The organism is Streptomyces sp. NPDC005774, assembly GCF_042871645.1.
In the GTDB taxonomy this organism is placed as follows: domain Bacteria; phylum Actinomycetota; class Actinomycetes; order Streptomycetales; family Streptomycetaceae; genus Streptomyces; species Streptomyces pratens.
The window spans coordinates 61,276-85,352 of record NZ_JBIAIV010000033.1; the positions used below are offsets into that span (position 1 = coordinate 61,276).

The 24,077-nt window shown below is 72.3% G+C and carries 18 protein-coding genes; 13 read left to right on the forward strand and 5 right to left on the reverse strand.

Annotated elements, in window-relative coordinates; genetic code table 11:
- Positions 1-31: 31 nt before the first annotated feature.
- From ACFYQA_RS26205 to ACFYQA_RS26215, 3 genes are all read right to left on the reverse strand, one after another.
- Positions 32-1,369: a coenzyme F420-0:L-glutamate ligase gene (locus ACFYQA_RS26205; protein WP_388922522.1), complete on the reverse strand. Its 1,338-nt coding sequence runs from the start codon at positions 1,367-1,369 to the stop codon at positions 32-34.
- A gap of 11 nt (positions 1,370-1,380) precedes the next feature.
- Positions 1,381-2,439, reverse strand: coding sequence for a 2-phospho-L-lactate transferase (locus ACFYQA_RS26210; RefSeq protein WP_388922479.1), 1,059 nt, complete (start codon positions 2,437-2,439; stop codon positions 1,381-1,383).
- A gap of 154 nt (positions 2,440-2,593) precedes the next feature.
- A complete protein-coding gene (locus ACFYQA_RS26215; RefSeq protein WP_388922481.1) occupies positions 2,594-3,142 on the reverse strand; it encodes a cysteine dioxygenase in 549 nt (182 codons plus the stop codon).
- A gap of 760 nt (positions 3,143-3,902) precedes the next feature.
- Between ACFYQA_RS26215 and ACFYQA_RS26220 the strand changes: the two genes are divergently transcribed.
- From ACFYQA_RS26220 to ACFYQA_RS26230, 3 genes are all read left to right on the forward strand, one after another.
- On the forward strand, positions 3,903-4,166 hold the full coding sequence (locus tag ACFYQA_RS26220) for a WhiB family transcriptional regulator (RefSeq protein ID WP_003990679.1): 264 nt from the start codon (positions 3,903-3,905) through the stop codon (positions 4,164-4,166).
- A gap of 281 nt (positions 4,167-4,447) precedes the next feature.
- A complete protein-coding gene (locus ACFYQA_RS26225; protein ID WP_388922484.1) occupies positions 4,448-8,302 on the forward strand; it encodes a glycosyltransferase in 3,855 nt (1,284 codons plus the stop codon).
- Positions 8,299-9,861, forward strand: a complete 1,563-nt coding sequence (locus tag ACFYQA_RS26230) for a DUF5719 family protein (protein WP_388922487.1) — start codon at positions 8,299-8,301, stop codon at positions 9,859-9,861. The genes ACFYQA_RS26225 and ACFYQA_RS26230 overlap by 4 nt, the downstream gene beginning before the upstream one ends.
- 126 nt (positions 9,862-9,987) lie before the next feature.
- Here the strand turns inward: ACFYQA_RS26230 and ACFYQA_RS26235 are convergent, their stop codons facing one another.
- On the reverse strand, positions 9,988-10,437 hold the full coding sequence (locus ACFYQA_RS26235; protein WP_386400500.1) for a metallopeptidase family protein: 450 nt from the start codon (positions 10,435-10,437) through the stop codon (positions 9,988-9,990).
- A gap of 350 nt (positions 10,438-10,787) precedes the next feature.
- Here ACFYQA_RS26235 and ACFYQA_RS26240 point away from each other — a divergent pair, with 350 nt between their 5' ends.
- The 9 genes from ACFYQA_RS26240 (at position 10,788) to ACFYQA_RS26280 (ending at position 21,540) form a co-directional block, all read left to right on the forward strand.
- A complete protein-coding gene (locus ACFYQA_RS26240) occupies positions 10,788-11,246 on the forward strand; it encodes a DUF3499 domain-containing protein (protein WP_388922491.1) in 459 nt (152 codons plus the stop codon).
- Positions 11,247-11,505: 259 nt separating this feature from the next.
- Entirely contained in the window at positions 11,506-13,122 is a 1,617-nt protein-coding gene (locus tag ACFYQA_RS26245; RefSeq protein WP_388922494.1) for an L-lactate permease, read from the forward strand.
- Positions 13,123-13,357: 235 nt separating this feature from the next.
- Complete coding sequence (locus ACFYQA_RS26250) at positions 13,358-14,722, forward strand: phosphomannomutase/phosphoglucomutase (protein ID WP_388922497.1); 1,365 nt, start codon at positions 13,358-13,360, stop codon at positions 14,720-14,722.
- A 326-nt stretch (positions 14,723-15,048) separates the two neighbouring features.
- Complete coding sequence (locus ACFYQA_RS26255; RefSeq protein ID WP_332428237.1) at positions 15,049-15,219, forward strand: Trm112 family protein; 171 nt, start codon at positions 15,049-15,051, stop codon at positions 15,217-15,219.
- Between the two features lie 107 nt (positions 15,220-15,326).
- Entirely contained in the window at positions 15,327-16,454 is a 1,128-nt protein-coding gene (locus ACFYQA_RS26260; RefSeq protein WP_388922500.1) for an SIS domain-containing protein, read from the forward strand.
- Between the two features lie 162 nt (positions 16,455-16,616).
- Positions 16,617-17,768: a mannose-6-phosphate isomerase, class I gene (gene manA, locus ACFYQA_RS26265; protein ID WP_388922502.1), complete on the forward strand. Its 1,152-nt coding sequence runs from the start codon at positions 16,617-16,619 to the stop codon at positions 17,766-17,768.
- A 144-nt stretch (positions 17,769-17,912) separates the two neighbouring features.
- Positions 17,913-18,887 (forward strand): cation diffusion facilitator family transporter, encoded by a 975-nt coding sequence (locus ACFYQA_RS26270; RefSeq protein ID WP_388922505.1) that lies wholly within the window; start codon positions 17,913-17,915, stop codon positions 18,885-18,887.
- A 400-nt stretch (positions 18,888-19,287) separates the two neighbouring features.
- Positions 19,288-20,745 carry an adenosylhomocysteinase gene (gene ahcY, locus ACFYQA_RS26275; protein WP_388922525.1) on the forward strand — a complete coding sequence of 486 codons (1,458 nt, stop codon included), beginning with the start codon at positions 19,288-19,290 and terminating at the stop codon, positions 20,743-20,745.
- 180 nt (positions 20,746-20,925) lie between these two features.
- Positions 20,926-21,540: a hypothetical protein gene (locus ACFYQA_RS26280; protein WP_386400513.1), complete on the forward strand. Its 615-nt coding sequence runs from the start codon at positions 20,926-20,928 to the stop codon at positions 21,538-21,540.
- A 32-nt stretch (positions 21,541-21,572) separates the two neighbouring features.
- Here ACFYQA_RS26280 and ACFYQA_RS26285 read toward each other — a convergent pair whose 3' ends face one another.
- A complete protein-coding gene (locus ACFYQA_RS26285; protein ID WP_388922509.1) occupies positions 21,573-22,577 on the reverse strand; it encodes an RDD family protein in 1,005 nt (334 codons plus the stop codon).
- Between the two features lie 171 nt (positions 22,578-22,748).
- Between ACFYQA_RS26285 and ACFYQA_RS26290 the strand changes: the two genes are divergently transcribed.
- A complete protein-coding gene (locus ACFYQA_RS26290) occupies positions 22,749-23,756 on the forward strand; it encodes a stage II sporulation protein M (protein WP_388922512.1) in 1,008 nt (335 codons plus the stop codon).
- The last annotated feature ends 321 nt before the right edge of the window (positions 23,757-24,077 follow it).

The window sequence follows — 24,077 nt, forward strand, 5'->3', positions numbered from 1 at the left end:
TTCATGGCCGTCCGGTTCGTCACCGTCCGGCTCATCGCACGGTGATGAACGCGGCCGCGTCCCGCTCCGGCCGCGGCCGCGGTTCCCCGGCGGGGTGGCCCACCGCCACCGCACCCATCGGGTCCCAGCCCGCGGGCAGGTCCAGGACCTCGCGGACCACGTCCCGGCAGAACATCGTCGACGACACCCACGCCGACCCCAGCCGCTCCCCGGCCAGCGCGACCAGGAAGTTCTGCACGCCGGCACCCGTCGCGACCACGAACATCTCCCGCTCCGCGCCGTCCCGCCGGGCGTCCCCGTAGGTGTGCGAGCCCTCCATGACCAGGCAGGGCACGACCAGGCAGGGCGCGTTGCGCAGGACGTCGCCGCGGCGGACCCGCTTGGCGACGGACTCCTCCGACTTGCCGTCCCGGCGCAGGTCCGCGATCCAGGCGTCCCGCATCGCGTCGAGCAGCCGGGTCCGGGACTCCCGCGACTCCAGCAGGACGAAGCGCCACGGGGTGGTGTGGTGCGGCGCCGGAGCCGTCACGGCCGCGGCCACCGCGCGGCGCACCGCCCCCGGGTCGACCGGCTCGTCGGTGAAGGCCCGTACCGTGCGGCGCTGGGTCACCGCCTGCCGTACCGCCTCCGACGTGCCGAGGCGGAACATGTCGTCGCGGGAGTCGCGGACCAGGGCCCGGGCGCCCCCGCCGTGCTCGTCGTCGGCCGCCACCAGGGCGGACAGTCCGCGCACGACGGCCACCGGCAGGCCTGCGGCCTTGCCCTTGACCAGGTCGCCCGCGGCGGCGAGTTCGTCGGCGGTGGCGACCACGGTGGCGCTCAGCGGATTGCCGTACGCGTCCGTCCCGCCGCGCAGGTCGTCCAGGACGTGGACGCCCGCGGCGCCGATCGCGACGTCCGTCAGACCCGCCCGCCAGGGACGTCCGAAGGTGTCGGTGACGAGTACGCCGACCGTGACGCCGAGGGCGTCCCGCAGGCCCTCGCGGATCGCCCGCGCGGACGCGTCCGGATCCTCGGGGAGCAACAGCACCGTGCCGGGGGGCGTGTTGGACGCATCGACCCCGGCCGCGGCCATGACGAGGCCCTGCCGGTTCTCGACGATGCGCAGGGGGCCGCGCCGGGCCACCACCCGTACCGTCTCCGCGTCGATCGCGGCCTCCCGGTCGGATGCCTCCAGTATCCGGCCCTCCGCCTTGGAGACGATCTTCGAGGTGACGAGCAGCACGTCCCCGTCGGCCAGCCCCGGCTCCGCGGACGCGATCAGTTTCGCGAGGTCGTCCCCCCGTCGGACCTCGGGCAGCCCCGCGACGGCCCACACCCGGTATCCGTCGGACGCCGCGCCACCCGCGGGTACGCAGTCGTCGTGCACACGCGTGCCGTTCAAACCGTCCGCACCTCCTCCGCGAGCGCGAGCGCCTCCCGGGCCATCCGCGCGGTGGCGTCGACGTCGGTCATCATCAGGGGCACGGCCCGGCAGCGGATCCCCGCCTCCTCGATGCGCTCCACACCGGTCGCGTCGACCGTGTCGACCAGCCAGCCGTCCAGCAGACCCGAGCCGTAGTGCTCGGCCACCGCCCACGCCGTGGATTCGACGCCCACCGCCGCGAGCACCTTGTCGGCCATGCCGTGCACGGGCGCGTCGCCGACGATCGGCGACAGGCCGACCACCGGCACGCCCGCCTCGGCGATCGCCTCCCGGATGCCGGGGACGGCGAGGATCGTGCCGATGGAGACGACCGGGTTGGACGGCGGGAAGAGGATCACGTCGGCAGCGGCGATCGCCTCCAGCACACCCGGCGCCGGCTTCGCCTGCTCCGCGCCGACCGGCACCACCGCCTCGGCCGGTACCGACGCCCGCAGCCGCACCCAGTACTCCTGGAAGTGGATCACCTTACGGACACCGGAGCCCGCCGCGGAGCCCGCCGCGGAGCCCGCCGCGGAGCCCGGCGGGGCCTCCCCGGCCCCGGACCCCGTCGACGGCCCCGCCGCCGGGTCACCGTCGGGCAGGGTGACGGCGACATGTGTCTCCACGCGGTCGTCGGTCATCGGGATCATCCGGACGCCCGGCTGCCAGCGGTCGCAGAGGGCCTCCGTCACCGCGCTCAGCGGATAGCCGGCGGCGAGCATCTGCGTCCGCACGATGTGCGTGGCGAAGTCCCGGTCGCCGAGCCCGAACCATCCCGGGCCGACGCCGTACGCCGCGAGCTCCTCCTTGAGCCGGAAGCTCTCGTCGGTCCGCCCCCAGCCCCGCTCCTCGTCGATGCCGCCGCCGAGGGTGTACATCACCGTGTCGAGGTCCGGGCAGACCTTCAGCCCGAAGAGGTGGATGTCGTCCCCGGTGTTGCCGATGACCGTGATGTCCGCGTCCGGCACGGCCCGCTTCAGACCGCGAAGGAAACGGGCACCGCCGATGCCGCCTGCCAGAACCACAATGCGCATGGGAAACAGTCTGTCAGCCGTAGGGCCGGCCGCGGCACCGTGTCGGGCGGCCGGTCACGCACGGGGTCGTGTACGGGGCCGTGTACGGGGTCGTGTACGGGGTCGGGCAGAGGTCACGCACGCGGCCGGGCAGGGAGACGTGCGGGGGAGCGGGTCAGGCGGTCGGCGTCCGGGGCTCCGTCCGCGCCTCGCAGTGCGGGGCGGCCGGGTGCATCGGCATCTCGGTCAGGCCCGGGTAGTACACGTGCAGGCTGACCGCCGGCTCCAACGTGTCATTGACGACCTCGTGTGCGTAGCCCGGCGCGAACACCTGCTCCGTGCCCGGCGTCAGCGTGCGGGTGCCGTGTTCGGTGCGCTCGGTGAGGACGCCGTCCAGGACGGTCAGGACACCGGAGGAGCGGCCGTGGTCGTGCAGTCCGCTGCCCTGGCCGGGCACCCAGGACAGCAGCCACACCTCGTAGCCGATCGGAGGCTCCTCCGCTCGGGCGGAGCCGAGAGCCTGGGGGACCGAGAGGAGCCGGTGGTACCAGCGGCTGCTCGCGTCGTACCGCACCAGGTGCTCCCACCGGGACCGGTCGGCGGCGAGGGAACGGGCCAGACCGACGAACTCGGCGACGGTGGACGGGTGCTCGCGTGGGGTCTGCAGGAGGTGCGGTACTTCGAGGATGTCGCCGGCGATCTGGAGGTCACTGTCGCTGTTCATGGATGCGGTGGTTCCTCGGCGGAGAAGCGGTCGGGAAGCAGTGCGGTGAGGCCGCCGGGCGAGGGCCGGCGATGAAACCGGTCTGCCGGGACGAGGTGCCGCGGATGTCCGGGTCACGGACGGCGGCGGGGAGTGCCCTGATGAGAGCGGAGAAAACAGGGGGCGGGTCGAGGGTGACCCGAAGGGCAGGAGCGCGTTGGGCTCAACAACCGGAACAGCGACAGCTACAGCGAGCGCGGGCAGCACCGAGGTACCCGGCGGAGCGGGTCGAGGTGAGTGCCAAGTTCGCGAGCATGCCCATAAGGACAGCGGCTCATGCCTTCAGTGTCAACTCGACCCACGGATTGTGGGCACGGTTCACCCCATCCGGTTCACTGCGAGGCGAAAGGTTTGCTCACGTGATTCCTGGGACACAAGGCGCACATGGCCGAGAGCACAAGTGCCGTTGCGATCCTGTGATCCGAATGTGATCCGGGTCGCTGTGGGGTTGGTGCGTCAACGGGATCGATCGACCGGGCGTCTCACTCCGTGAACGGTCTGCGAGGGGCGGGCCTCCCGTGCGACTCGCCCGGGTGTCAACGTTTATGGCGATTTGAACACTTTCGGCTTGGGCTTGGTTCCGCAGAGTGAATAAGGGAGCCAATAGCAGATCTCGGCTTGACTCGCCCGGATCAGCACACTTGTAATTTCACTCGTGTCGTTCGGCCGGGATCGGTAACGGCAGCATCACGGGGACGCGAAAGATGGACGAGGGGCGCACATGACGGAGCTGGTGCAGCAACTGCTGGTCGACGACGCGGACGAGGAACTCGGCTGGCAGGAGCGCGCGCTGTGCGCCCAGACCGACCCCGAGTCCTTCTTTCCCGAGAAGGGCGGTTCCACCCGGGAGGCCAAGAAGGTCTGCCTCTCCTGTGAGGTCCGCTCCGAATGCCTCGAATACGCCCTCGCCAACGACGAGCGCTTCGGCATCTGGGGCGGCCTGTCCGAGCGGGAGCGCCGCCGGCTGAAGAAGGCCGCCGTCTGAAGAAGGCCGCCGTCCGAGAGGCGGCGCTTCGCGCGCGTCCATCCGGATGCGGGCCTTGCTCGTGACATTCATGTGCGCGACTTGTCCGCGCGTGCGACGTACGTGCCGGCCATGCGCATGCGTCCGGTATGTACGCTTACGGTCCGTCGCGTGCGGGTTGTCCACAGGCGGCGGACCGTCTTGTTGTCCAGCCGATAGTGTGGTTGCTCGTCCGAGACGCCACGCCGCCCCACCGGGCACGGGCGTCCCCCACAGTCCACTGAACCGGGGCCCGTACCTCGATGTCCGTGCACAGTCACCCGGCAGCCCGTCAAGACGCCGCTGCCGCACCAGAGTTCCCGCGTCATGTGGTGACCGCGGTCCTCGTCTCCCATGACGGAGCCCGCTGGCTGCCCGACGCGCTCGCCGGGCTACTCGGCCAGGAACGCCCCGTCCAGTTCGCCATGGGAGCCGACACAGGCAGCGCGGACGATTCCGCCCTGCTGGTCACCGAAGCCCTCGGCGACGACCACGTCCTGCACCTCGCCCGGCGCACCGGTTTCGGGCAGGCCGTCGAGGAGTGCCATCGCGCGGCGCCGCACCTCACCCCGGACGACCTGCCCTACCTGAAGCGGCCCAGCGGCTGGGACCCCGTCACGCGCAGCTGGCACGACGACGCGTACGACCTGCCCGACCTCCCGCACGGGGAGCCGGTGCAGTGGCTGTGGCTGCTGCACGACGACTGCGCCCCCGAACCCGACGCGCTGGCCCGCCTGCTGGGCGTCGTGGAGAACGAGTACGAAGCCGACCGTGACGACGTCGCCGTCGTCGGCCCCAAACTCCGCGGCTGGTACGACCGCCGGCAGCTGCTGGAGGTCGGCGTCTCCATCGCCAACTCCGGCCGCCGCTGGACCGGCCTGGACCGCCGCGAACAGGACCAGGGCCAGCACGACCAGGTCCGGTCCGTCCTGTCGGTGTCCACCGCCGGCATGCTGATCCGCCGCGACGTCTTCGACGAACTCGGCGGATTCGACCGGCACCTGCCCCTGATGCGGGACGACGTCGACCTGTGCTGGCGCGCGCACACGGCGGGCCACCGGGTCCTCATCGCCCCCGACGCGGTCGTACGGCACGCCGAGGCCGCCTCCCGCGAGCGCCGCGCCGTCGACTGCGTGGGCCGCACCGCCGCCTCCCCGCACAAGGTGGACAAGGCGGGCGCCGCCCACACCCTGCTCGTCAACACCCGTACCGCCGCACTGCCCTGGGTACTGCTGCGGCTCGTCCTCGGCACCGTGCTGCGGACCTTCGCCTATCTCGTGGGCAAGGTCCCGGGGCAGGCCGTCGACGAGATACGCGGCCTCGTGGGCACCCTGCTGCGGCCCGAGCGCATCCTCGCCGGACGCCGCCGCCGCGGCAGCCCGCAGATCGACAAGGACGAACTGCGGGCACTGTTCCCGCCCCCCGGCGCGACCATCCGCGTCACCGTCGAACAGGCCGCGGGCGACCTCGTCGGCCGCTCCGACCCCGAGGCCACCACCGGCGCCGGACGGCACGGCGGCGCCGTCGAGTCCGGACCCGGCGGGGACGACGCCGACTTCATCGAGGTCGAGCAGTTCGTCCGGCTCAAGCGGATCGCCCGCAAACCCGGCCCGGTGCTCTTCCTGCTCCTGCTGCTCGTCTCCCTCGCGGCCTGCCGCACCCTCCTCGGCAGCGGCGCACTCTCGGGCGGCGCCCTGCTGCCCGCCCCCGCCGGCTCCGGTGAGCTGTGGGCGCGGTACACGGACACCTGGCACGCGGTGGGCGCCGGCGGCACCGGCTCCGCACCGCCCTACCTCGCCCTCGTGGCATCCCTGGCCACCCTGATGCTCGGTTCGACCGGGCTCGCCGTCACGGTCCTGCTCATCGGCTCGGTGCCGCTGGCCGGCCTCAGCGCGTACTTCGCCTCCCGCCCGCTCGTCGAGTCCCGGCTGCTGCGCGCCTGGGCCGCCGTCGCCTACGCCTTCCTGCCCGCCGTCGCCGGCGCCCTCGCCGGCGGCCGGATCGGCACCGCGGCCCTCGCCGTTCTGCTGCCGCTGATCGCCCGCGCGGGCATCGCCGCCGGCGGGCTCACCAACGACCTCGGCGTCCGCGGCAGTTGGCGCGCGACCTGGGCGTACGCGCTGCTGCTCACCCTCGCCACCGCGTTCACCCCGATCGTCTGGCCCATCGCCCTGGTCCTCGGCCTCGGCGTCCTCGCCCTGCGCAGGTCCGACCTCCCGGCGTACGGGCTCCGCTTCCTGGCCCAGCTCGGCACCCCGCTGCTGGTCCTCGCCCCCTGGTCGCTGTCGCTGCTCCCGTTCGGCTTCTTCCAGGAGGCGGGCCTGGAGTACGGCGCGTCCGCCGCCTCCGCCCTCGACCTGCTCGGCGCGAGCCCCGGCGGCCCCGGCGCGGCCGGCGGGCCGGTGCTCATCGGCATCGTGCTCGCCGCCCTCGCGGCCCTGCTCCGCTCCGAGCGTCTGCTCGCCATCCGCGCCGCCTGGGCGGCCGCCCTGGTCGGACTGGTCTTCGCGGTCCTGTCCAACGGCTCCACCTGGGCCGGGCCCGCGACGCTCGTCTACGGCATCGCCCTGCTGGCCGCAGCCGCGCTCGGCGCCGACGGGGCGCGCTCGCGGGTCGCCGAGCAGAGCTTCGGATGGCGTCAGCCGGTCGCCGTGCTGATCGCCCTCGCCTGCGCGGCCGGCCCGCTGCTGGCCGCCGCCGGCTGGGTGCTCCGCGGCGCCGACGGGCCGCTCGAGCGGCGCGATCCCGTGCAGGTGCCCGCGTTCGTCGCCGAGGAGAGCGGCACCCGCGACCAGGCCCGCACCCTCGTCCTGGACAGCGACTCCGCCGCCCGCGTCGACTACGTGCTGGTCCGCGGCTCCGGTGCCCGCATGGGCGACGCCGAGATCACCGCCTCGGCCGGAGTGAACACCGGGCTCGACAAGGTCGTCGCCAACCTCGTCGCCGGCTCCGGCGCCGACCAGGCCGACCAGCTCGGCGGATTCGCGGTGCGCTACGTCCTCGTCCACCCGGGCGCGCCCCGCGACGTCACCCGCGTCCTGGACGCCACACCCGGCCTGACCAGGCTCAGCCAGCAGGCGGGCGGCGCGCTGTGGCGCGTCGACCAGAACGTGGCCCGCGCGACCATCGTCCCCGCCAAGGGCGGCGAGGGCGAGCCGCAGGCCGTGGCCGCCGGACCCGTCGGGATCAGCACCAAGATCCCCGACGGCGCCGAGGGGCGCGTCCTGCGCCTGGCCGACGCCACGGCCGACGGCTGGACCGCCACCCTCGACGGCAAGCCGCTGACCCGCACCACGGTCGACGGCTGGGCCCAGGGCTTCCAGCTCCCCACCACCGGCGGACAGCTGGCCGTCACCTACGAGGAGCCGTTCACCCACACCGCCTGGCTGTGGGCGCAGGGGCTGCTCGCCGTCGTCCTCGTCGTGCTCGCGCTGCCCGGCCGGCGCCGCGACATCGACGACGACCTGCCCGAGGAAGAGGCCGTCCCCGCCGAGGCGCTCGCCGGCGACGGCCGCCGCGCCCGCCGCCTGCGGGCCCAGGCCGAGGCGGAGGCGGAAGCCGCGGCCGCCGAGGAGGCGGGCACGGAGCGGGGTGCGGACGGCGACGCGGCCGAGGGCACGGACGGCGGCGCGGCCGACGGGTTCGACGCCCCGCCGGAGCCCGTGGCCGTTCCGCAGCAGCGGCCCTACGACGAATGGGACGCGTCGAGCTACCCGGCTCCGAACTCGGACCCGGACCCGGACCCCGAGTACGACGGCACCTACACCGCCGACCCCTCCTACCCGCAGGGACAGCAGCAGCAGCCGCCGTCGCAGCAGGAGCAGCAACAACAGCAGCAGTACGCGACGGACGGTTACGGACAGCCGTACCAGGCGGACCCGTACCAGGGCGGCCAGGACGGTCAGGGCGGCCAGTACGACCCGTACGCCTACGACGGCACGCCCCAGCAGCCGCAGTACGACCCGACGACGTACGACCCGTCGGCGTACGGACAGGGCTACGAGGGTTACGACGGCTACGACCAGACCTACGCACAGGGCTACGACGCGTCGTACGACCCCGAGCAGCAGCACCGCCCCCAGCCGGGCAGTGAGCGTCCCGACGGGAGCCAGCAGTGAACCGCACCACCCTGTCCCTGATCGCGGGAGCCACCGCACTCGCCGCCGTCACCGGCTTCGCCGTCCTGACCGCGCCGGACCCCACGGCCGCGGACGGCGGCGTCGCGACGGCGGCGGCCCGCCTGCCCGTGGAACGCTCGAGCCTGCTGTGCCCGACGCCCAGCAGCTCCGACCTCGCCGAGACGACGTACACGTCCTTCACGCCCGTCACGAAGGGCACGGAGAGCGAGGGCAGCGCCGAACTCCGGCCGGCCACCGCGGGACAGCCCACGGAGGAGAGCACGAAGGAGGGGGAGGAGGGCGAGAAGGGGAGCGGGAAGGACGGCGGAGAGGAGAAGGCCGCCGAGTCCGCGAAGCCCGAGAAGCCGGTGCTGGAGCACAAGCAGGAACCCGGCAAGCCGGTCACCGCGGAGACCTCCGGGGGCGAGGAACCCGCACTCCTCGGCACCGCCGAGGGCCGCTTCGCTCCCGGCTGGACCGTGCAGCAGACCACCGAGGTCGCCGCGGGTACCGGCCGGGGCCTCCAGGGCGTCACCTGTACCGCCCCGGACACGGAATTCTGGTTTCCGGGTGCGAGTACCGCGACCGAGCGCACCGACTACGTCCACCTGACCAACCCCGACGACTCCGCCGCCGTCGTGGACATCGAGGTCTACGGCAAGGACGGCGTGCTCGAGACCGAGGTGGGGGAGGGCATCACGGTCAGGCCGCACTCCTCCGAACCGGTGCTGCTGTCCACGCTCACCGACGAGGAGCAGACCGATGTGACGGTCCACGTCGTCGTCCGCAGCGGGCGGGTCGGGGCGGCCGTGCAGGCCCTGGACAACTCGCTCGGTGGTGACTGGCTGGCCGCGTCGGCCGATCCGGCGGGCAGCCTGGTCCTGCCCGGCATCCCCAAGGACGCCACCGCCGTACGCCTGGTCGTCTTCACTCCCGGCAATGTCGACGCCGACCTGAAGGTGCAGCTCGCGTCGCCCTCCGGGCCGATCACACCGGCAGGCAACGAGACGGTGCATGTGAAGGGCGGGATGACGACCGCCGTCGACCTCGGTGACGTCACGCGCGGCGAGGCGGGCTCCCTGGTCCTCACGCCGACGGACCGCTCGGTGCCCGTCGTGGCGGCCGTCCGGGTGCTGCGCGGCAAGGGCGACAACCAGGAGTCGGCCTTCGTCCCGGCGGCCCGGGAGGTCGGCCTGCGGGCGACGTCCGTCGACAACACGGCCAAGGGCAGCACCCTCGCCGTGACCGCGCCCGAGGGTGCCGCCAAGGTCAAGGTCACCGTGTCCGCGGGCAGCGAGGGCGGTACGCCGGCGACCGAGACGTACACGATCAAGGCCGGTACCACCCAGAACATCGAGGTCCCGGTCCCGGACGACATCGAGGGCACGTACGCGCTGACGGTCGAGCCCGAGTCGGACGACGCCCCCGTCTACGCCTCCCGGACCCTCACCGCCCCGGACGACGGCGTCCCCGCCTTCACCGTCCAGACCCTTCCCGACGACCGGGGCATGGTGGCGGTACCGCAGGCGAAGGAGGACCTGTCGGTCCTGCAGAAGTAGGAACCGGTGGGAGCAGGAACCGCCGGCGCCCGTACGGCGCCCGTATGGGGGGCACCCCGCTCGGGCGCCGGGGCGGCCGAACGGGCCTCCGGTGCATCAGCCCTCGGCGTATCAGGCCTTGCCGTATCAGTCCTCGCCGTACCGGGGATCCACGGTCTCCGGCGTCAGCCCGAGCAGTTCGGCGACCTGCTCCACGACGACCTCGTGGACCAGCGCCGCCCGCTCGTCGCGCCCCTTGGTACGGATCTCCACCGGCCGGCGGTAGACCACGACCCGCGCGGGGTGTCCCTCGTGGGTCGGCACGGTGCCGCCCAGCGGCACCGCCTCGTCGCTCCACCCCGCTCCGGGCGTGTCCAGGCGCGGGACCTCCAGCACGAGGAAGTCGATGTCGGTCAGCTGCGGCCACCGACGCTCCAGCCGCTCCACGGAGTCCTGCACCAGATCCGCGAACGTCTCCGCGCGGCTGGCGGCCAGCGGAACCTGGGGCGGCGCGATCGGCCCGCGCATGCCCCGGCCGTGGCGATCACGACGGCGGGGCCCGCGGTCGGCGGCACGGGGCGTCACAGGGGTGTCCATCACGGTGCAGCGTAGTCTCCGCCGGTCCGACGCGCCCGACCCCCCACACGGCTTCCGGACCTCGACCTCGCACGGGCCCGGCATCCTGCTCCCCGCCCGCTCCGGACGCCGGCTCCCGCACGGCACCGGGAGACCGCTCCGTACGGCGTCGGGGCACGGTGTCGGGCCGTCCGGATCGGCATGTCGTCGCATGACCATTCCGGCCAAGGTTCGGCTCGATTCCATATCTTTCATGGTCCGGTGATCTCAAGGTATTTGACGGTGTTTGTACCAAGTGATGACCGGAGGGGAAGCGGTACACGTTCCGAACGTGGGCGTCGGAGCAGGTCAAACAGGGTGCGCCGACAGGAGTGCGGGAGGTCTTTCCGGCCACGACACGGGGGAACGCGCAGGAGGGGAGTCGTCGCGGCCCGCTCAAGAGTGCGGTACCGTCCAACATCGTGAGCCCTGTACGTCGCTGTTCGCGCACCGCTTGCGGCCGTCCCGCCGTTGCGACGCTGACGTACGTCTACGCGGACTCGACCGCGGTCCTCGGCCCGCTCGCCACCTACGCCGAACCCCACTGCTACGACCTGTGCGCCGAGCACTCCGAGCGCCTCACCGCGCCGCGCGGCTGGGAGGTCGTCCGTCTGCTCGACGGCTCGGCCCCGGCACGGCCCAGCGGGGACGACCTCGAGGCGCTCGCGGACGCGGTGCGTGAAGCGGCCCGCCCCCAGGAGCGGTCGGCCGGCGGTGCGGGGCGCGGTGCGGACCCGATGGAGGTCGCGCGCCGCGGCCACCTGCGCGTGCTCCGCTCTCCCGACAACTGACGTCGGCAACCGCGCTCCAGCCCTGACGCCCGAGCCCTGAACGGTCTTCGCGTGTGCGGCCGTTCGCATGTCCGTGCCGGTCGTCCGTGCCGGTCGTCCGTGTTGCTCGTCCGTGTTCACGGCCCTTGCTCCCTCTCGCCCCACCTGCCTCGTGAGTAAGGTGCCGCACGCCCATTGACGCGCACTTGTCGAGGACACGACCATTCCGAGGACGTAGCGAGATTCTTCTTCCGCATTGCGGAATCCAGGAGGCGCGTCCGTGTACGTTCAGGAACTGGAACCCGTCGCCGGCTCACTCGGTCTGTCCGCCCTCGTGGCGGCGCTGCCCCTCGTGATCGTCCTCGTCCTGCTCGGCGGCCTGCGCATGAAAGCGCACCTGGCGGGCCTGATCGGCTTATCGGGTGCCGTACTGGTGGCCTGCCTGGCCTACCGCATGCCTCTGGACCAGACGCTCTCCAGTGCCGTCCAGGGAGCGGTCTTCGGCCTCTTCCCCATCATGTGGATCGTCGTCAACGCACTGTGGGTGTACCGGATGACGGTCCGCACCCAGCACTTCGACATCCTGCGCCGCTCCTTCGGACGGCTCTCCGACGACCCGCGGATCCAGGCCCTGGTCGTCGCCTTCTGCTTCGGGGCACTGCTGGAGGCGCTCGCCGGTTTCGGAGCCCCCGTCGCGATCTCCGCCGTGATGCTCGTGGCCCTCGGCTTCGACCCGGTCCGGGCCGCCGTCGTCGCGCTCGTCGCCAACACCGCGCCGGTGGCGTTCGGGGCCATGGGCACGCCGGTCGTCACCCTCGCCCAGGTGACCGGTCTGCCGCTGGACTCGGTGGCGTCCGTCGTCGGCCGCCAGACCCCGCTGCTCGCCCTTGTGGTGCCGCTGGTGCTGGTCTGGCTGGTGGACGGGCGGCGCGGGCTGCGGGACACCTGGATTCCCGCGGTGGCCTGCGGAGTCGCTTTCGCCATCGCCCAGTTCGTCGCCTCCAACTACGCCTCCGCGCAACTCGCCGACATCGCCGCGGCCATGGCCGGTGCGGCCGCCCTGGTCGCCGTACCGCACTCGCGCGTGCCCGCCTCCGAGGCCGTACGCACCTCCGTGCTGACCGGCGCCCGCAGCGAGGAACTGGACGAGGACGACCCGCGCCGCGAGGTCGTGCGGGCGTACGCCCCGTACGCGCTGATCGTGGTGATCTTCTCCGTCGTGCAGATCCCGGTGATCAAGGACTGGCTGGCCGGGGCGACCCGGAAGTTCGACTGGCCCCTCCTCGACGTCGCCGCGCCGAACGGCGAGCCGGTCGGCGCCAACGTGTTCACCTGGCCCATCGTCTCCACCGGCGGCACCCTCGTCCTGTTCGCCGGCGTGGCCACCGCGTTCGTGCTCGGCCTGCACGTGCGCACAGCGGTCAGGGAATGGCTCGCGACCGTGTACGAACTGCGGTTCGCGATCCTCACGGTGACCTCGGTGCTGGCGCTCGCCTACGTCATGAACCTCTCCGGCCAGGCGGCGACGATCGGCTACTCCGTGGCCGCCGCCGGTGCCGGACTCGCCTTCCTGTCACCCGTCCTCGGCTGGTTCGGCGTCGCCGTCACCGGGTCGGACACCTCGGCCAACGCGCTCTTCGGCGCCCTCCAGGTGACCGCCGCGAGGGAGTCCGGACTGTCGCCCGAGCTGCTCGCGGCCGCGAACAGCTCGGGCGGTGTCCTCGGCAAGATGATCTCGCCGCAGAACCTCACCATCGCCTGCGCCGCCGTCGGACTGGCGGGCAAGGAAGGAGACCTGTTGCGCAAGGTGCTGCCCTGGAGCCTCGGCCTGCTCCTCGTCATGTGCCTGATCGTGGTGGGGCAGAGCACCTTCGTGCTCGGGTGGATGCTGCCCTGACCCGAGGCGGCGTCCGTGGGGCCGACCGGCCGGCCCACCGGGCGCGAGTCCGGCCGGCCCACCGGGCACGAGCCCGGCCGGCCCACCGGGCACGAGCCCGGCCGGCCACCACCGGGCGCGAGTCCGGCCGTCCGCCGGGCACGAACCGGCCGGTCACCACGGGACTGCCCGCAGCGGAGTGTCATCCTCTGCGGGTAGTTTGTGGTGACCGACAGGACCTCCGGAAGGGCTGGCCGTGGCTGTTGATCTGTCACAGATCGTCAAGGCGTACGACGTACGCGGGGTCGTCCCCGACCAGTGGGACGAGCCCCTGGCCGAGCTCTTCGGCGCCGCCTTCGCGCGCGTGACCGGGGCGAGCGCCATCGTCACCGGGCACGACATGCGGCCCTCCTCGCCCGGCCTGTCGGGCGCCTTCGCCCGCGGCGCCGCGGCCCAGGGCGTCGACGTGACCGAGATCGGCCTCTGTTCCACGGACCAGCTCTACTACGCCTCCGGCGCCCTGGACCTGCCCGGCGCGATGTTCACCGCCTCGCACAACCCGGCCCGGTACAACGGCATCAAGCTGTGCCGCGCGGGCGCCGCGCCCGTCGGCCAGGACACGGGCCTGACGGAGATCCGCGAACTCGTCGAGAAGTGGAGCGAGTCGGGCGCCCCCGAGCCGACCGCCACGGTGGGAACCGTCACCCGCCGCGAAACGCTGGACGACTACGCGGCACACCTGCGCTCCCTCGTCGACTTGACCTCCGTCCGGCCCCTGAAGGCCGTCGTCGACGCGGGCAACGGCATGGGCGGGCACACCGTCCCCACCGTCCTGGCCGGCATGCCGCTCACCGTCGTCCCGATGTACTTCGAACTCGACGGCACCTTCCCCAACCACGAGGCCAACCCGCTCGACCCGGCCAACCTCGTCGACCTGCAGCAGCGGGTCCGCGAGGAGGGCGCCGACCTCGGCCTCGCCTTCGACGGCGACGCCGACCGCTGCTTCGTCGTCGACGAGCGCGGTGAGCCGGTCTCCCCGTCCGTGATCACCGCCCTGGTCGCCTGCCGCGAACTCGCCCGCAACGGCGGCCAGGGCACGATCATCCACAACCTGATCACCTCCTGGTCGGTGCCGGAGGTCGTCGAGGAGAACGGCGGCACACCGGTACGCACCCGCGTGGGCCACTCCTTCATCAAGGCCGAGATGGCCACCAGCGGCGCGATCTTCGGCGGCGAGCACTCGGCGCACTACTACTTCCGCGACTTCTGGAACGCCGACACGGGCATGCTCGCCGCCCTGCACGTCCTCGCCGCCCTCGGCGGCCAGCAGGGCACCCTGTCCGCCCTGGTCGACCAGTACGACCGCTACGTGGGCTCCGGTGAGATCAACTCCACGGTCGACGACCAAGCGGCCCGCCTCGCCGCGATCAGGGCCGCCTACGAGGGCCGCGACGGCATCACCCTGGACGAACTGGACGGCCTCACCGTCACCGCCGCCGACTGGTGGTTCAACGTCCGCCCCTCCAACACGGAACCCCTCCTCCGCCTGAACGCGGAGGCCCGGGACCGGATCACCATGACCAGAATCCGCGACGAGGCCCTGGCCGTCATCCGAGGCTGATCCGCCCGCGGCCGGCTGAGCGGCCCGTACGGCACGCCGCAACGGCACCCGCGCCCGCCGGCGTCGGGTGCCGCGAGGACAGGTCCGCGTGTGACCTGCGGCCCGGCCCCCGTGCGTCGGCGTGCGATGGAGCGCGTCGGCGGGCGACGGCCGGGGCGAACCGGCCCGTCGCACGTCCCGCCATGCCGTGCCGTGCCCAGGGCCTACGCCGACGGCCACCGCGCGCCCCGCCGGCCCCAACACCCGTTGCCCGCCCGCCGCGCTCCCACCGGCGGTACCCTGACCAGGCACATCCGCATACGCCCGCCCCGAAGGGAACCCACCCCATGCCGCTGGAAACCGGCCTCCTGGAGATCCTCGCCTGCCCGGCCTGCCACTCCTCCCTCGAGGAGCAGGACAATGAGCTGATCTGCACCGGCCAGGAGTGCGGCCTGGCGTACCCGGTCCGCGACGGCATCCCCGTTCTCCTCGTCGACGAGGCCCGCCACCCCGCCTGACCGACGATCCGGCGACCCTGCGCACCAGCGACCCGCCGCCCCGCGTACCGACGCCCTGCGTACGACGCTCCGCGTACGACGCCCCGCCGATCGGAGGCTGCCGCCCCATGCTCGACGAATCGCTGCTCGACTCACCGGAGGGCCTCACCGAGGCCGACCACCGCGGGCTGCTCCGCGGCGCCGCGGAGGCGGGCGCCCGTGTCCGCACCGCCGCGCGGCATGCCGCCGAGGCCGGTGTCCACGACCTCAAACCCGACGGCCGCCCACGCGCCGTCCTCATCGCTGGCCCCGGCGCGGCCGCCACCCAGACCGCCGACCTCCTCGGCACGCTCGCCGGCGCCGGCAGCCCCGTCATCCGGCTCGCGCCCACCGGCGTGGCACCCGCCGCGGGCGCGCTGCGCTGGGAGCTGCCGGGCTGGACCGGTTCCGTGGACCTGCTCCTGATCGCCACCCCTGACGGTACCGAGCCGGGCCTGTCCCTGCTCACCGAACAGGCCTACCGCCGCGGCTGCACCGTCGTCGCCGTGGCCCCCGCCCGGTCCCCGCTCGCCGACGCGGTCAGCGACTCCCACGGCCTGTTCGTCCCCATGGCGACCACGTCCCACGACCAGGACGAACCCCTCGCCGCCTCCGCCCCCGGAGTTCTGTGGGCGCTGCTCACCCCACTGCTCGCGATCCTGGACCGCGCCGGCCTGCTCACCGCCCCGCCGGACGCCCTGGAGAAGGTCGCCGACCGCCTCGACCGCATCGCCGAACGCTGCGGCCCGGCCCTGGCCACCTACAGCAACCCCGCCAAGACCCTGGCGGCCGAACTCGCCGACGCGCTGCCCGTCGTGTGGACCGAGGGCACCTCGGCCGGCCCGGCAGGCCGCCGCTTCGCCGCCGCGCTCGCGGAACTGTCCGGCATCCCCGCCGTCGTCGCCGAACTCCCCGAGGCGCTCAGCGCGCACGGCACCCTGCTGGCAGGTCCGCTCGCCGGCCGTGCCGACCCGGACGACTTCTTCCGCGACCGCGTGGAGGAGGCCCCCGCCCTGCACGCGCGCGTGGTGCTGCTCCGCGACCGCCCGGTCGGCGGCCTCACCGCCGCCCCGGCCGCCCGTGAGCTGGCCCTCGGCCACGACACACCGATCAGCGAACTCGAACCGGAGGAGGGCGGTGAACTGGAGACCCTCGCCGAGCTGATCGCCGTCACGGATTTCGCCGCCGTTTACCTGGCGCTCACCTCGAGAGCCTGATCATGCGGAGGACAGTCCCCAGGACGTCCTGCCGCAGGCGGTCCGACGCGGCCGTACCGACCGGGACGCCCCGGTCCGGACGCCCTGACCAGGACTTCCACGGGGGTGCCCGCCCTGCCGCGTACGCAGTTCGTACCTGCCGAACGACCCAGAGAGAACCCCATGGATCGCCTCGACAACACCGTCCGCCCCTACGCCTGGGGTTCCACCACCGCCATCCCCCGGCTCCTCGGCGTCGAACCGACCGGTGAGCCGCAGGCGGAGATGTGGATGGGCGCCCACCCCGGCGCGCCCTCGCGCACCGGCCGGGGCACCCTCGCCGAGGTCATCGCCGCCGACCCGGAGCGGGAACTCGGTGCGGCCTCGGTCACGAAGTTCGGTCCGCGCCTGCCCTTCCTCCTCAAGCTCCTCGCCGCCGGCGGGCCGCTGTCCCTCCAGGTCCACCCCGACCTGGAGCAGGCGAAGGCCGGCTACGCGGACGAGGAACGACGTGGCGTCCCCGCCGACGCCGTGCACCGCACCTACAAGGACGCCAACCACAAGCCCGAACTGGTCTGCGCCCTCACCGAATTCGACGGCCTCTGCGGCTTCCGTGACCCGCTGCGCGCCGCCGAACTGCTCGACGCCCTCGGCGTGGCCTCCCTCAAGCCGTACGTCGACCTGCTGCACGCCCGGCCCGAGGAAGCGGCCCTGCGCGAGGTCCTCACCGCGATCCTCACCGCCGACCGCGACGAGATGGCCCGCACCGTCACCGAGGCGGCCGCCGCCTGCGACCGCCTCGGCAAAGACCACGCCCCGTACGCCGACATCGCCCACCACTACCCGGGCGATCCCGGTGTCATCGCCGCCATGCTCCTCAACCACGTCCGGCTCCAGCCCGGCGAGGCCCTCTACCTCGGCGCCGGCGTCCCGCACGCCTACCTGAACGGCCTCGGCGTCGAGATCATGGCCAACTCCGACAACGTCCTGCGCTGCGGGCTGACCCCCAAGCACGTCGACGTCCCCGAACTCCTGCGCATCGTCCGCTTCGAGGCCCGCGACCCGGGCGTGCTGCGCCCGGAGGCCGCACCGGACGGCGAGGAGCTCTACGAGACCCCCACCGACGAGTTCCGGCTCTCCCGCTACGTCCTGCCCGCCGGCACCACCACCCACGACCTCACCCTGACCACCCCCCAGATCCTGCTCTGCACGGCCGGCTCCGTACGCGCGGGCGAGCACGAGCTGTCCCCGGGCACCTCCGTGTTCGTCCCCGCCGACGAAAAGGCCGAAGTGTCCGGTACCGGAACCTTGTTCAGGGCGACGGTCGTCGCCTGACCGCCGGACGACGATGATCCGACCCCTCGCAGCCCGATCGGGCTGCAACAATGTCCCCCCGTTACAGCACGGACAACGCCCGGGCGGCGTACGAAGACGCCCGCCCGGGCCCGTGAACGGCGTACGAAGGGACAACGCGAACACATGAGCGCGTCAGGCGGCACCAAGGCGATCGTTGCGGCACTCGCCGCCAACGCCGCGATCGCGGTAGCGAAGTTCGTGGCGTACCTCTTCAGCGGCTCCTCGTCGATGCTCGCCGAATCCGTGCACTCCGTCGCCGACTCCGGCAACCAGGCCCTGCTGTTGCTCGGCGGCAAGCGGGCCCAGCGGCAGGCCACCCCGCAACACCCCTTCGGCTACGGCCGCGAGCGCTACATCTACGCCTTCCTCGTCTCCATCGTGCTGTTCTCCGTCGGCGGCCTGTTCGCCATCTACGAGGGCTACGAGAAGATCGCGAACCCGCACGAGCTGAAGAACTGGTACTGGCCGGTCGGTGTGCTGGTCTTCGCGATCATCGCCGAGACCTTCTCCTTCCGCACCGCCATCAAGGAATCCAACGCAGTGCGCGGCGACCGCTCCTGGACGGAGTTCGTCCGCCACGCCAAGGCCCCCGAGCTGCCGGTCGTCCTCCTGGAGGACCTCGGCGCCCTCGTCGGCCTCGTCCTCGCCCTGGGCGGCGTCGGCATGGCCCTGCTCACCGGCGACAGCGTCTGGGACGGCATCGGTACTCTCTGCATCGGCGTCCTGCTGATCCTGATCGCCGTGGTTCTCGCGCTCGAGACGAAGTCGCTGCTGCTCGGCGAGGCCGCGGGCGCCGAGGAGACCCGGAAGATCGAGGCCGCCGCCGTCGACGGCGACACCGTCACCCGCATCATCCACATGCGCACCCTCCACATCGGCCCCGAGGAACTCCTGGTCGCCGCGAAGATCGCCGTACGCCACGACGGCACGGCCACGGAGATCGCCGCCGCCATCGACGCCGCCGAGTCCCGAATCCGCGAGGCCGTGCCGATCGCCCGCGTGATCTACCTGGAGCCCGACATCTACCGCGAGTCCGAGGCCGCCAAGGGCGCCGACGCCGCAGCCACCCCGGGCGGCCCGGCCCTGACGGAACACTGAGCCCGCACCCGCCCGGCCCCACCGGCCGGCGCACCCCGTGATCAGCCACGACCACCGACCGGTGACGACCACCGACCCGGTGGTCGTCGCGCTTCACCGCCGTCCAGTGCCCTCCGTTTCCCTGCCTCCTCCGTTTCCTTGCTCTCCGTGTTCGGCCCGATGTGTTCGGCAACCGGCTGGGGGCGGCCGGGCCCGTCGGTGTAGCTTGGGACGGAGCCAGACGTCGCTGCTGATGGCGGTCGGGCGGTCCCCCTGCGGACCGGCCGAGGGAGAGAGGGCCTCCGACGGACTGCGCTGCGCGCACGCGGGCATGTCCGTGCCCTCCCAGGGCACCCTTGTGCCCGCCGCCGCGCAGAACAGCCGTACCCACCTCGACCCACATCCCGAGGAGCAGCTCTCCATGACGACTGTCGAAAACCGACAGGACTTCAAGGTCGCCGATCTCTCCCTGGCCGCCTTCGGCCGCAAGGAGATCACCCTCGCCGAGCACGAGATGCCCGGCCTGATGGCGATCCGCAAGGAGTACGCCGAGGCCCAGCCCCTGGCCGGCGCCCGTGTCACCGGCTCCCTGCACATGACCGTGCAGACCGCCGTCCTCATCGAGACCCTGACCGCCCTCGGCGCTCAGGTCCGCTGGGCGTCCTGCAACATCTTCTCCACCCAGGACCACGCCGCGGCCGCCATCGCCGTCGGCCCGGACGGCACGCCCGAGAACCCGCAGGGCATCCCGGTCTTCGCCTGGAAGGGCGAGACGCTGGAGGAGTACTGGTGGTGCACCGAGCAGGCGCTGACCTGGTCCGACACCCCCACCGGCGGCCCGAACATGATCCTGGACGACGGCGGTGACGCCACCCTCCTGGTCCACAAGGGCGTCGAGTACGAGAAGGACGGAAAGGTCCCCTCGGTCGACACCGCCGAGTCCGACGAGCACCGCGTCATCCTCGAACTCCTCACCCGCACGGTGGCCGAGTCGCCGCAGAAGTGGACCCAGCTGGCGTCCGAGATCCGCGGCGTGACCGAGGAGACCACGACCGGCGTCCACCGTCTGTACGAGATGCACCGCGACGGCACCCTGCTGTTCCCGGCGATCAACGTGAACGACGCCGTCACCAAGTCGAAGTTCGACAACAAGTACGGCTGCCGCCACTCCCTGATCGACGGCCTCAACCGCGCCACCGACACGCTGATCGGCGGCAAGACCGCCGTCGTCTGCGGCTACGGCGACGTCGGCAAGGGCTGTGCGGAGTCCCTGCGCGGCCAGGGCGCCCGCGTGATCATCACCGAGATCGACCCGATCTGCGCGCTGCAGGCGGCGATGGACGGCTACCAGGTCACGACGCTGGACGAGGTCGTAGACAAGGCAGACATCTTCATCACCACGACCGGCAACAAGGACATCATCATGGCCGCCGACATGGCCAAGATGAAGCACCAGGCCATCGTCGGCAACATCGGCCACTTCGACAACGAGATCGACATGGCCGGCCTCGCCGGGACCCCCGGCATCGTCAAGGACGAGGTCAAGCCGCAGGTCCACACCTGGAGGTACCCCGACGGCAAGGTCCTCATCGTTCTTTCCGAGGGCCGTCTGCTGAACCTGGGCAACGCCACCGGCCACCCGTCGTTCGTGATGTCCAACTCCTTCGCGGACCAGACCCTGGCCCAGATCGAGCTGTTCACCAAGCCCGACGAGTACCCGACCGGCGTCTACGTGCTGCCCAAGCACCTGGACGAGAAGGTCGCCCGGCTGCACCTCGACGCGCTCGGCGTGAAGCTGACCACCCTCCGCCCCGAGCAGGCCGCGTACATCGGTGTGACGGTCGAGGGCCCGTACAAGTCGGACCACTACCGCTACTGAGCCGACGCCCGAGGAGCCGACGCCCACCGGGCCGAGGCTCCCGCCGAGGGGAGCACGCCCGTGAACCGGCGCGCTCCCCGACGGCAGGACCCTCCGGGACAGGCCCCCGCACCCCCGTGTCGGGGGCCTGTCCCGTTGTCCGGCCAGTGACGGGCCGGCCCGTCAAGACCCAGGACCCCCATGCCCCGCGGCCGCTATTCGCTCCACGATCCGCACGATCACACCCCCCTCGCCGAAGAACACTTCCAATGCGCCCCCGGCCCCTCCGGCTGGCGCTACGTCTCCCGGCTCACCGCCCCGTCCGGCGATCACCTGGGCTCGGTCGACCTCGCCCTCGACGAACTCGGCCGCCCCATCCGACTCGAACTGCACGCCGCGAGCTGGCAGATCCGCGGCGCCGCCCTCGACGGCGTCACCTGGGTCCGTACCGACCCCACCGGAACCCACGCCACCGAAGGCAATGCGCGCGCCCACGCCTTCACCGGCTCCTCACCCGCGTTTCTCATCGCCACCGCCCGTCTCCTGCGCCTCACCCCCTCCGCCCCGGCCACCCGCGTACGGCTCGTCGCCCTCACGGATCCGGTGCTCGCCCCGCTCACCGTGGACCAGTCCTGGACCTTGGTGGAAAGAGAAGCACACGCCACTGACAACGGACCCCTGACCGTGGACGAATACCAGGTCACAGCCCTGGACACCGGCGAGCAGCACACCGTGCACCTCTCCGGGGACGTGGTCCTCGCGGCCCCCGGCATCGAACTCGAGGACCTCGAGTCACCCCCCTCGGCCCTCGACTGACCGACAACCCCGGCGACCGCCCCGAACGCGCCCTAAGCCGGCGGCACGAACCCGGTCGACGGGCCCTCGGCCGCCGGAGGGGGAGACACGGGCGTGGCGGGCGTGGCGGGAACGCCGGGCGCAGAGGGAACAGAAGGGCTCGAAGAACCGGTGGAGTGGGAGGGGGCAGCGGGAACGGAGGGGTACACGGTCGGGGGAGCCGGCTGACGGACGGGCGGCGGAGCGTACGCACCTGCCGGTCCGGAGGTGCCGACCGGCCCGCCACCCATGGCCCCCGCCCCACCCACACCGTGCCCGAAGGCACGCCGAGCGTCCCGGGCCTGCCGCTCCTGCACCACCGCCGCCAGGTACGCAGCCGCCGGCACGCCCTGCGGCACCGGTGCCCCCGTCCGGTCCGCCAGGTCCGCCGCCAGCCGCTCCGCCATCGCGTGGCCCGCCTGCGGGTCCAATTGCCGCATCCGCGTCAGGTACTGGCGTACGGCGAGCCACAGTCCGTCCGGCACCGCGGACAGATCGAGCCCCGAGAACCGGCCGGCCAGCCAGGGCGGAGGCGGCGGTACCGAACCCACGGGACCGACCGGCAGTCTCTCCCGAACGACGAGGGTCCCGGCGAAGACGTCTCCGAGCCGCCGCCCCCGCGACGACACGAGCGAGGCGATGCACGCGACGACGCCCATCGTCATCAGGATCTCGATCACACCTATCAGGCCCCGCACCAGCGCATGCCGGAAACGGATCGGCCCACCGTCGTCCCGCACCACCCGCAGCCCGCACGCCATCTTCCCGAGCGACCGTCCATGGCTGAGCGTCTCGACCGCCATCGGCACGCCCACCAGCAACAGCAGAAAGACCGTGAGGGATATCGCCGTCCGGGCCGCCTGGTCCAGCGAAGCGGTGGCAGCCACCAGTGCGATGGTCACCACGACATAGACCGTCACCGCCGCGACCAGATCGAGCAGCACGGCCAGCGCCCTGCTGGGCAGCTTCGCGGGGCGCAGCTCCAACGCCACAGCCTCGCCCGTCACCAGCTCACTCACGTCCGCCCGCCCTTCCCCTGCCCTGCCCGGAACACCACCAGTCTGCCAAGCTGATGGCGCATCGCACCGCAGTACGACCAGCCGATCATCCCGTACCGCCGAGCCGACCGTTCCGTACGACCGAAGAGCTCGTGGCGGGAGTCGACGAACAGCCGAGGAGCAGACACACCGATGGACCTCGACGTCTTCGTCTCCGCCCACCGCGCGGAGTGGGACCGCCTCGACGCCCTGCTGCGGCGCCGACGCCGGCTGACCGGCTCCGAGGCCGACGAACTCGTCCTCCTCTATCAGCGCACGGCCACCCACCTCTCGCTGATCCGGTCCGCGGCCCCCGATCCCCAGCTGACCGGCAGACTCAGCCAGCTGGTGGCACGCGCGCGGGGCGCCGTGACAGGGGCACGGCGCGCGTCCTGGCGGGACGTCACGCACTTCCTCTCGCACAGCTTCCCGGCCGCCGTGTACCGGGCACGTCACTGGTGGGTTCCCGCCGCGCTCCTGTCCACCGCAGTCGCGGCCCTCCTCGGCTGGTGGATCGGCACCCACCCCGAGGTCCAGGCATCCATCGCCGCACCTGCCGAGCTGCGCGAGCTCACCCGCCCCGGCGGCCAGTACGAGACGTACTACTCCAGCAACCCCGCGGCCTCGTTCGCCGCCCAGGTCTGGACGAACAACGCGTGGGCCGCCGCCCTCTGCCTGATCCTGGGCGTCTTCCTGGGCCTGCCGGTCATCTGGATCCTCTTTACGAACATGCTCAACCTTGGCGTCGGCTTCGGACTGATGGCTTCCGCGGGCCGGCTGGACACCTTCCTCGGCCTGGTCCTGCCCCACGGCCTCCTCGAACTGACTGCGGTCTTCGTCGCCGCCGGCACCGGCCTGCGCCTCGGGTGGACCCTCATCGACCCCGGGCCACGCCCGCGGCGCAGGGCCCTCGCGGAAGAAGGCCGGGCAGCACTTGCCATGGCGATCGGCCTCGCGCTGGTCCTCTTCGTCTCCGGTGCGATCGAAGGCTTCGTCACCCCGTCCGGCCTTCCCACCTGGGCCCGCATCACCATCGGAGTCGTCGCGGAGCTGGCCTTCCTGGCCTACGTCTATGTTCTGGGCGGGCGCGCGGCCCGGGCCGGTGAGACCGGTGACCTGGAGACGGCCGAACGCAGCGCCGTCGTGCCGACGGCGGCCTGATGTGCGTGGAGCTCCGTTCAGCTGCTAGTCTCCTCCTCGCCCCACAGGAACCGTTGACACGGACCGAGTGGGGAGGTAGATTTGAACAGTTGCCTGGAGCTGGGTTCTGACCCGCAGTGGCAACCGTGAGCATCTGACTGCTTCTCGAGACCTAAGATTTCGACGAAGCCCCTCCCGATAAATCGGAAAAATTCGACCGGCAAGTTCGGTGCGAAACTTCTGATAAAGTCGGAACCGCCGGAAAGGGAAAGCGCGAAAGCGGAGACCCGGAAGGCGAAACCCCGAGGAAATCGGATCGGAAAGATCTGATAGAGTCGGAAA

What these genes read in the sequence shown, in the direction of transcription:
- ACFYQA_RS26210 (WP_388922479.1), bottom strand. Translation starts at nt 2,439, where the DNA reads ATGCGCATTGTGGTTCTGGCAGGCGGCATCGGCGGTGCCCGTTTCCTT.
- ACFYQA_RS26215 (WP_388922481.1), bottom strand. Translation starts at nt 3,142, where the DNA reads ATGAACAGCGACAGTGACCTCCAGATCGCCGGCGACATCCTCGAAGTA.
- ACFYQA_RS26220 (WP_003990679.1), top strand. Translation starts at nt 3,903, where the DNA reads ATGACGGAGCTGGTGCAGCAACTGCTGGTCGACGACGCGGACGAGGAA.
- ACFYQA_RS26225 (WP_388922484.1), top strand. Translation starts at nt 4,448, where the DNA reads ATGTCCGTGCACAGTCACCCGGCAGCCCGTCAAGACGCCGCTGCCGCA.
- ACFYQA_RS26235 (WP_386400500.1), bottom strand. Translation starts at nt 10,437, where the DNA reads ATGGACACCCCTGTGACGCCCCGTGCCGCCGACCGCGGGCCCCGCCGT.
- ACFYQA_RS26255 (WP_332428237.1), top strand. Translation starts at nt 15,049, where the DNA reads ATGCCGCTGGAAACCGGCCTCCTGGAGATCCTCGCCTGCCCGGCCTGC.
- ACFYQA_RS26260 (WP_388922500.1), top strand. Translation starts at nt 15,327, where the DNA reads ATGCTCGACGAATCGCTGCTCGACTCACCGGAGGGCCTCACCGAGGCC.
- manA (WP_388922502.1), top strand. Translation starts at nt 16,617, where the DNA reads ATGGATCGCCTCGACAACACCGTCCGCCCCTACGCCTGGGGTTCCACC.
- ACFYQA_RS26270 (WP_388922505.1), top strand. Translation starts at nt 17,913, where the DNA reads ATGAGCGCGTCAGGCGGCACCAAGGCGATCGTTGCGGCACTCGCCGCC.
- ahcY (WP_388922525.1), top strand. Translation starts at nt 19,288, where the DNA reads ATGACGACTGTCGAAAACCGACAGGACTTCAAGGTCGCCGATCTCTCC.
- ACFYQA_RS26280 (WP_386400513.1), top strand. Translation starts at nt 20,926, where the DNA reads ATGCCCCGCGGCCGCTATTCGCTCCACGATCCGCACGATCACACCCCC.
- ACFYQA_RS26290 (WP_388922512.1), top strand. Translation starts at nt 22,749, where the DNA reads ATGGACCTCGACGTCTTCGTCTCCGCCCACCGCGCGGAGTGGGACCGC.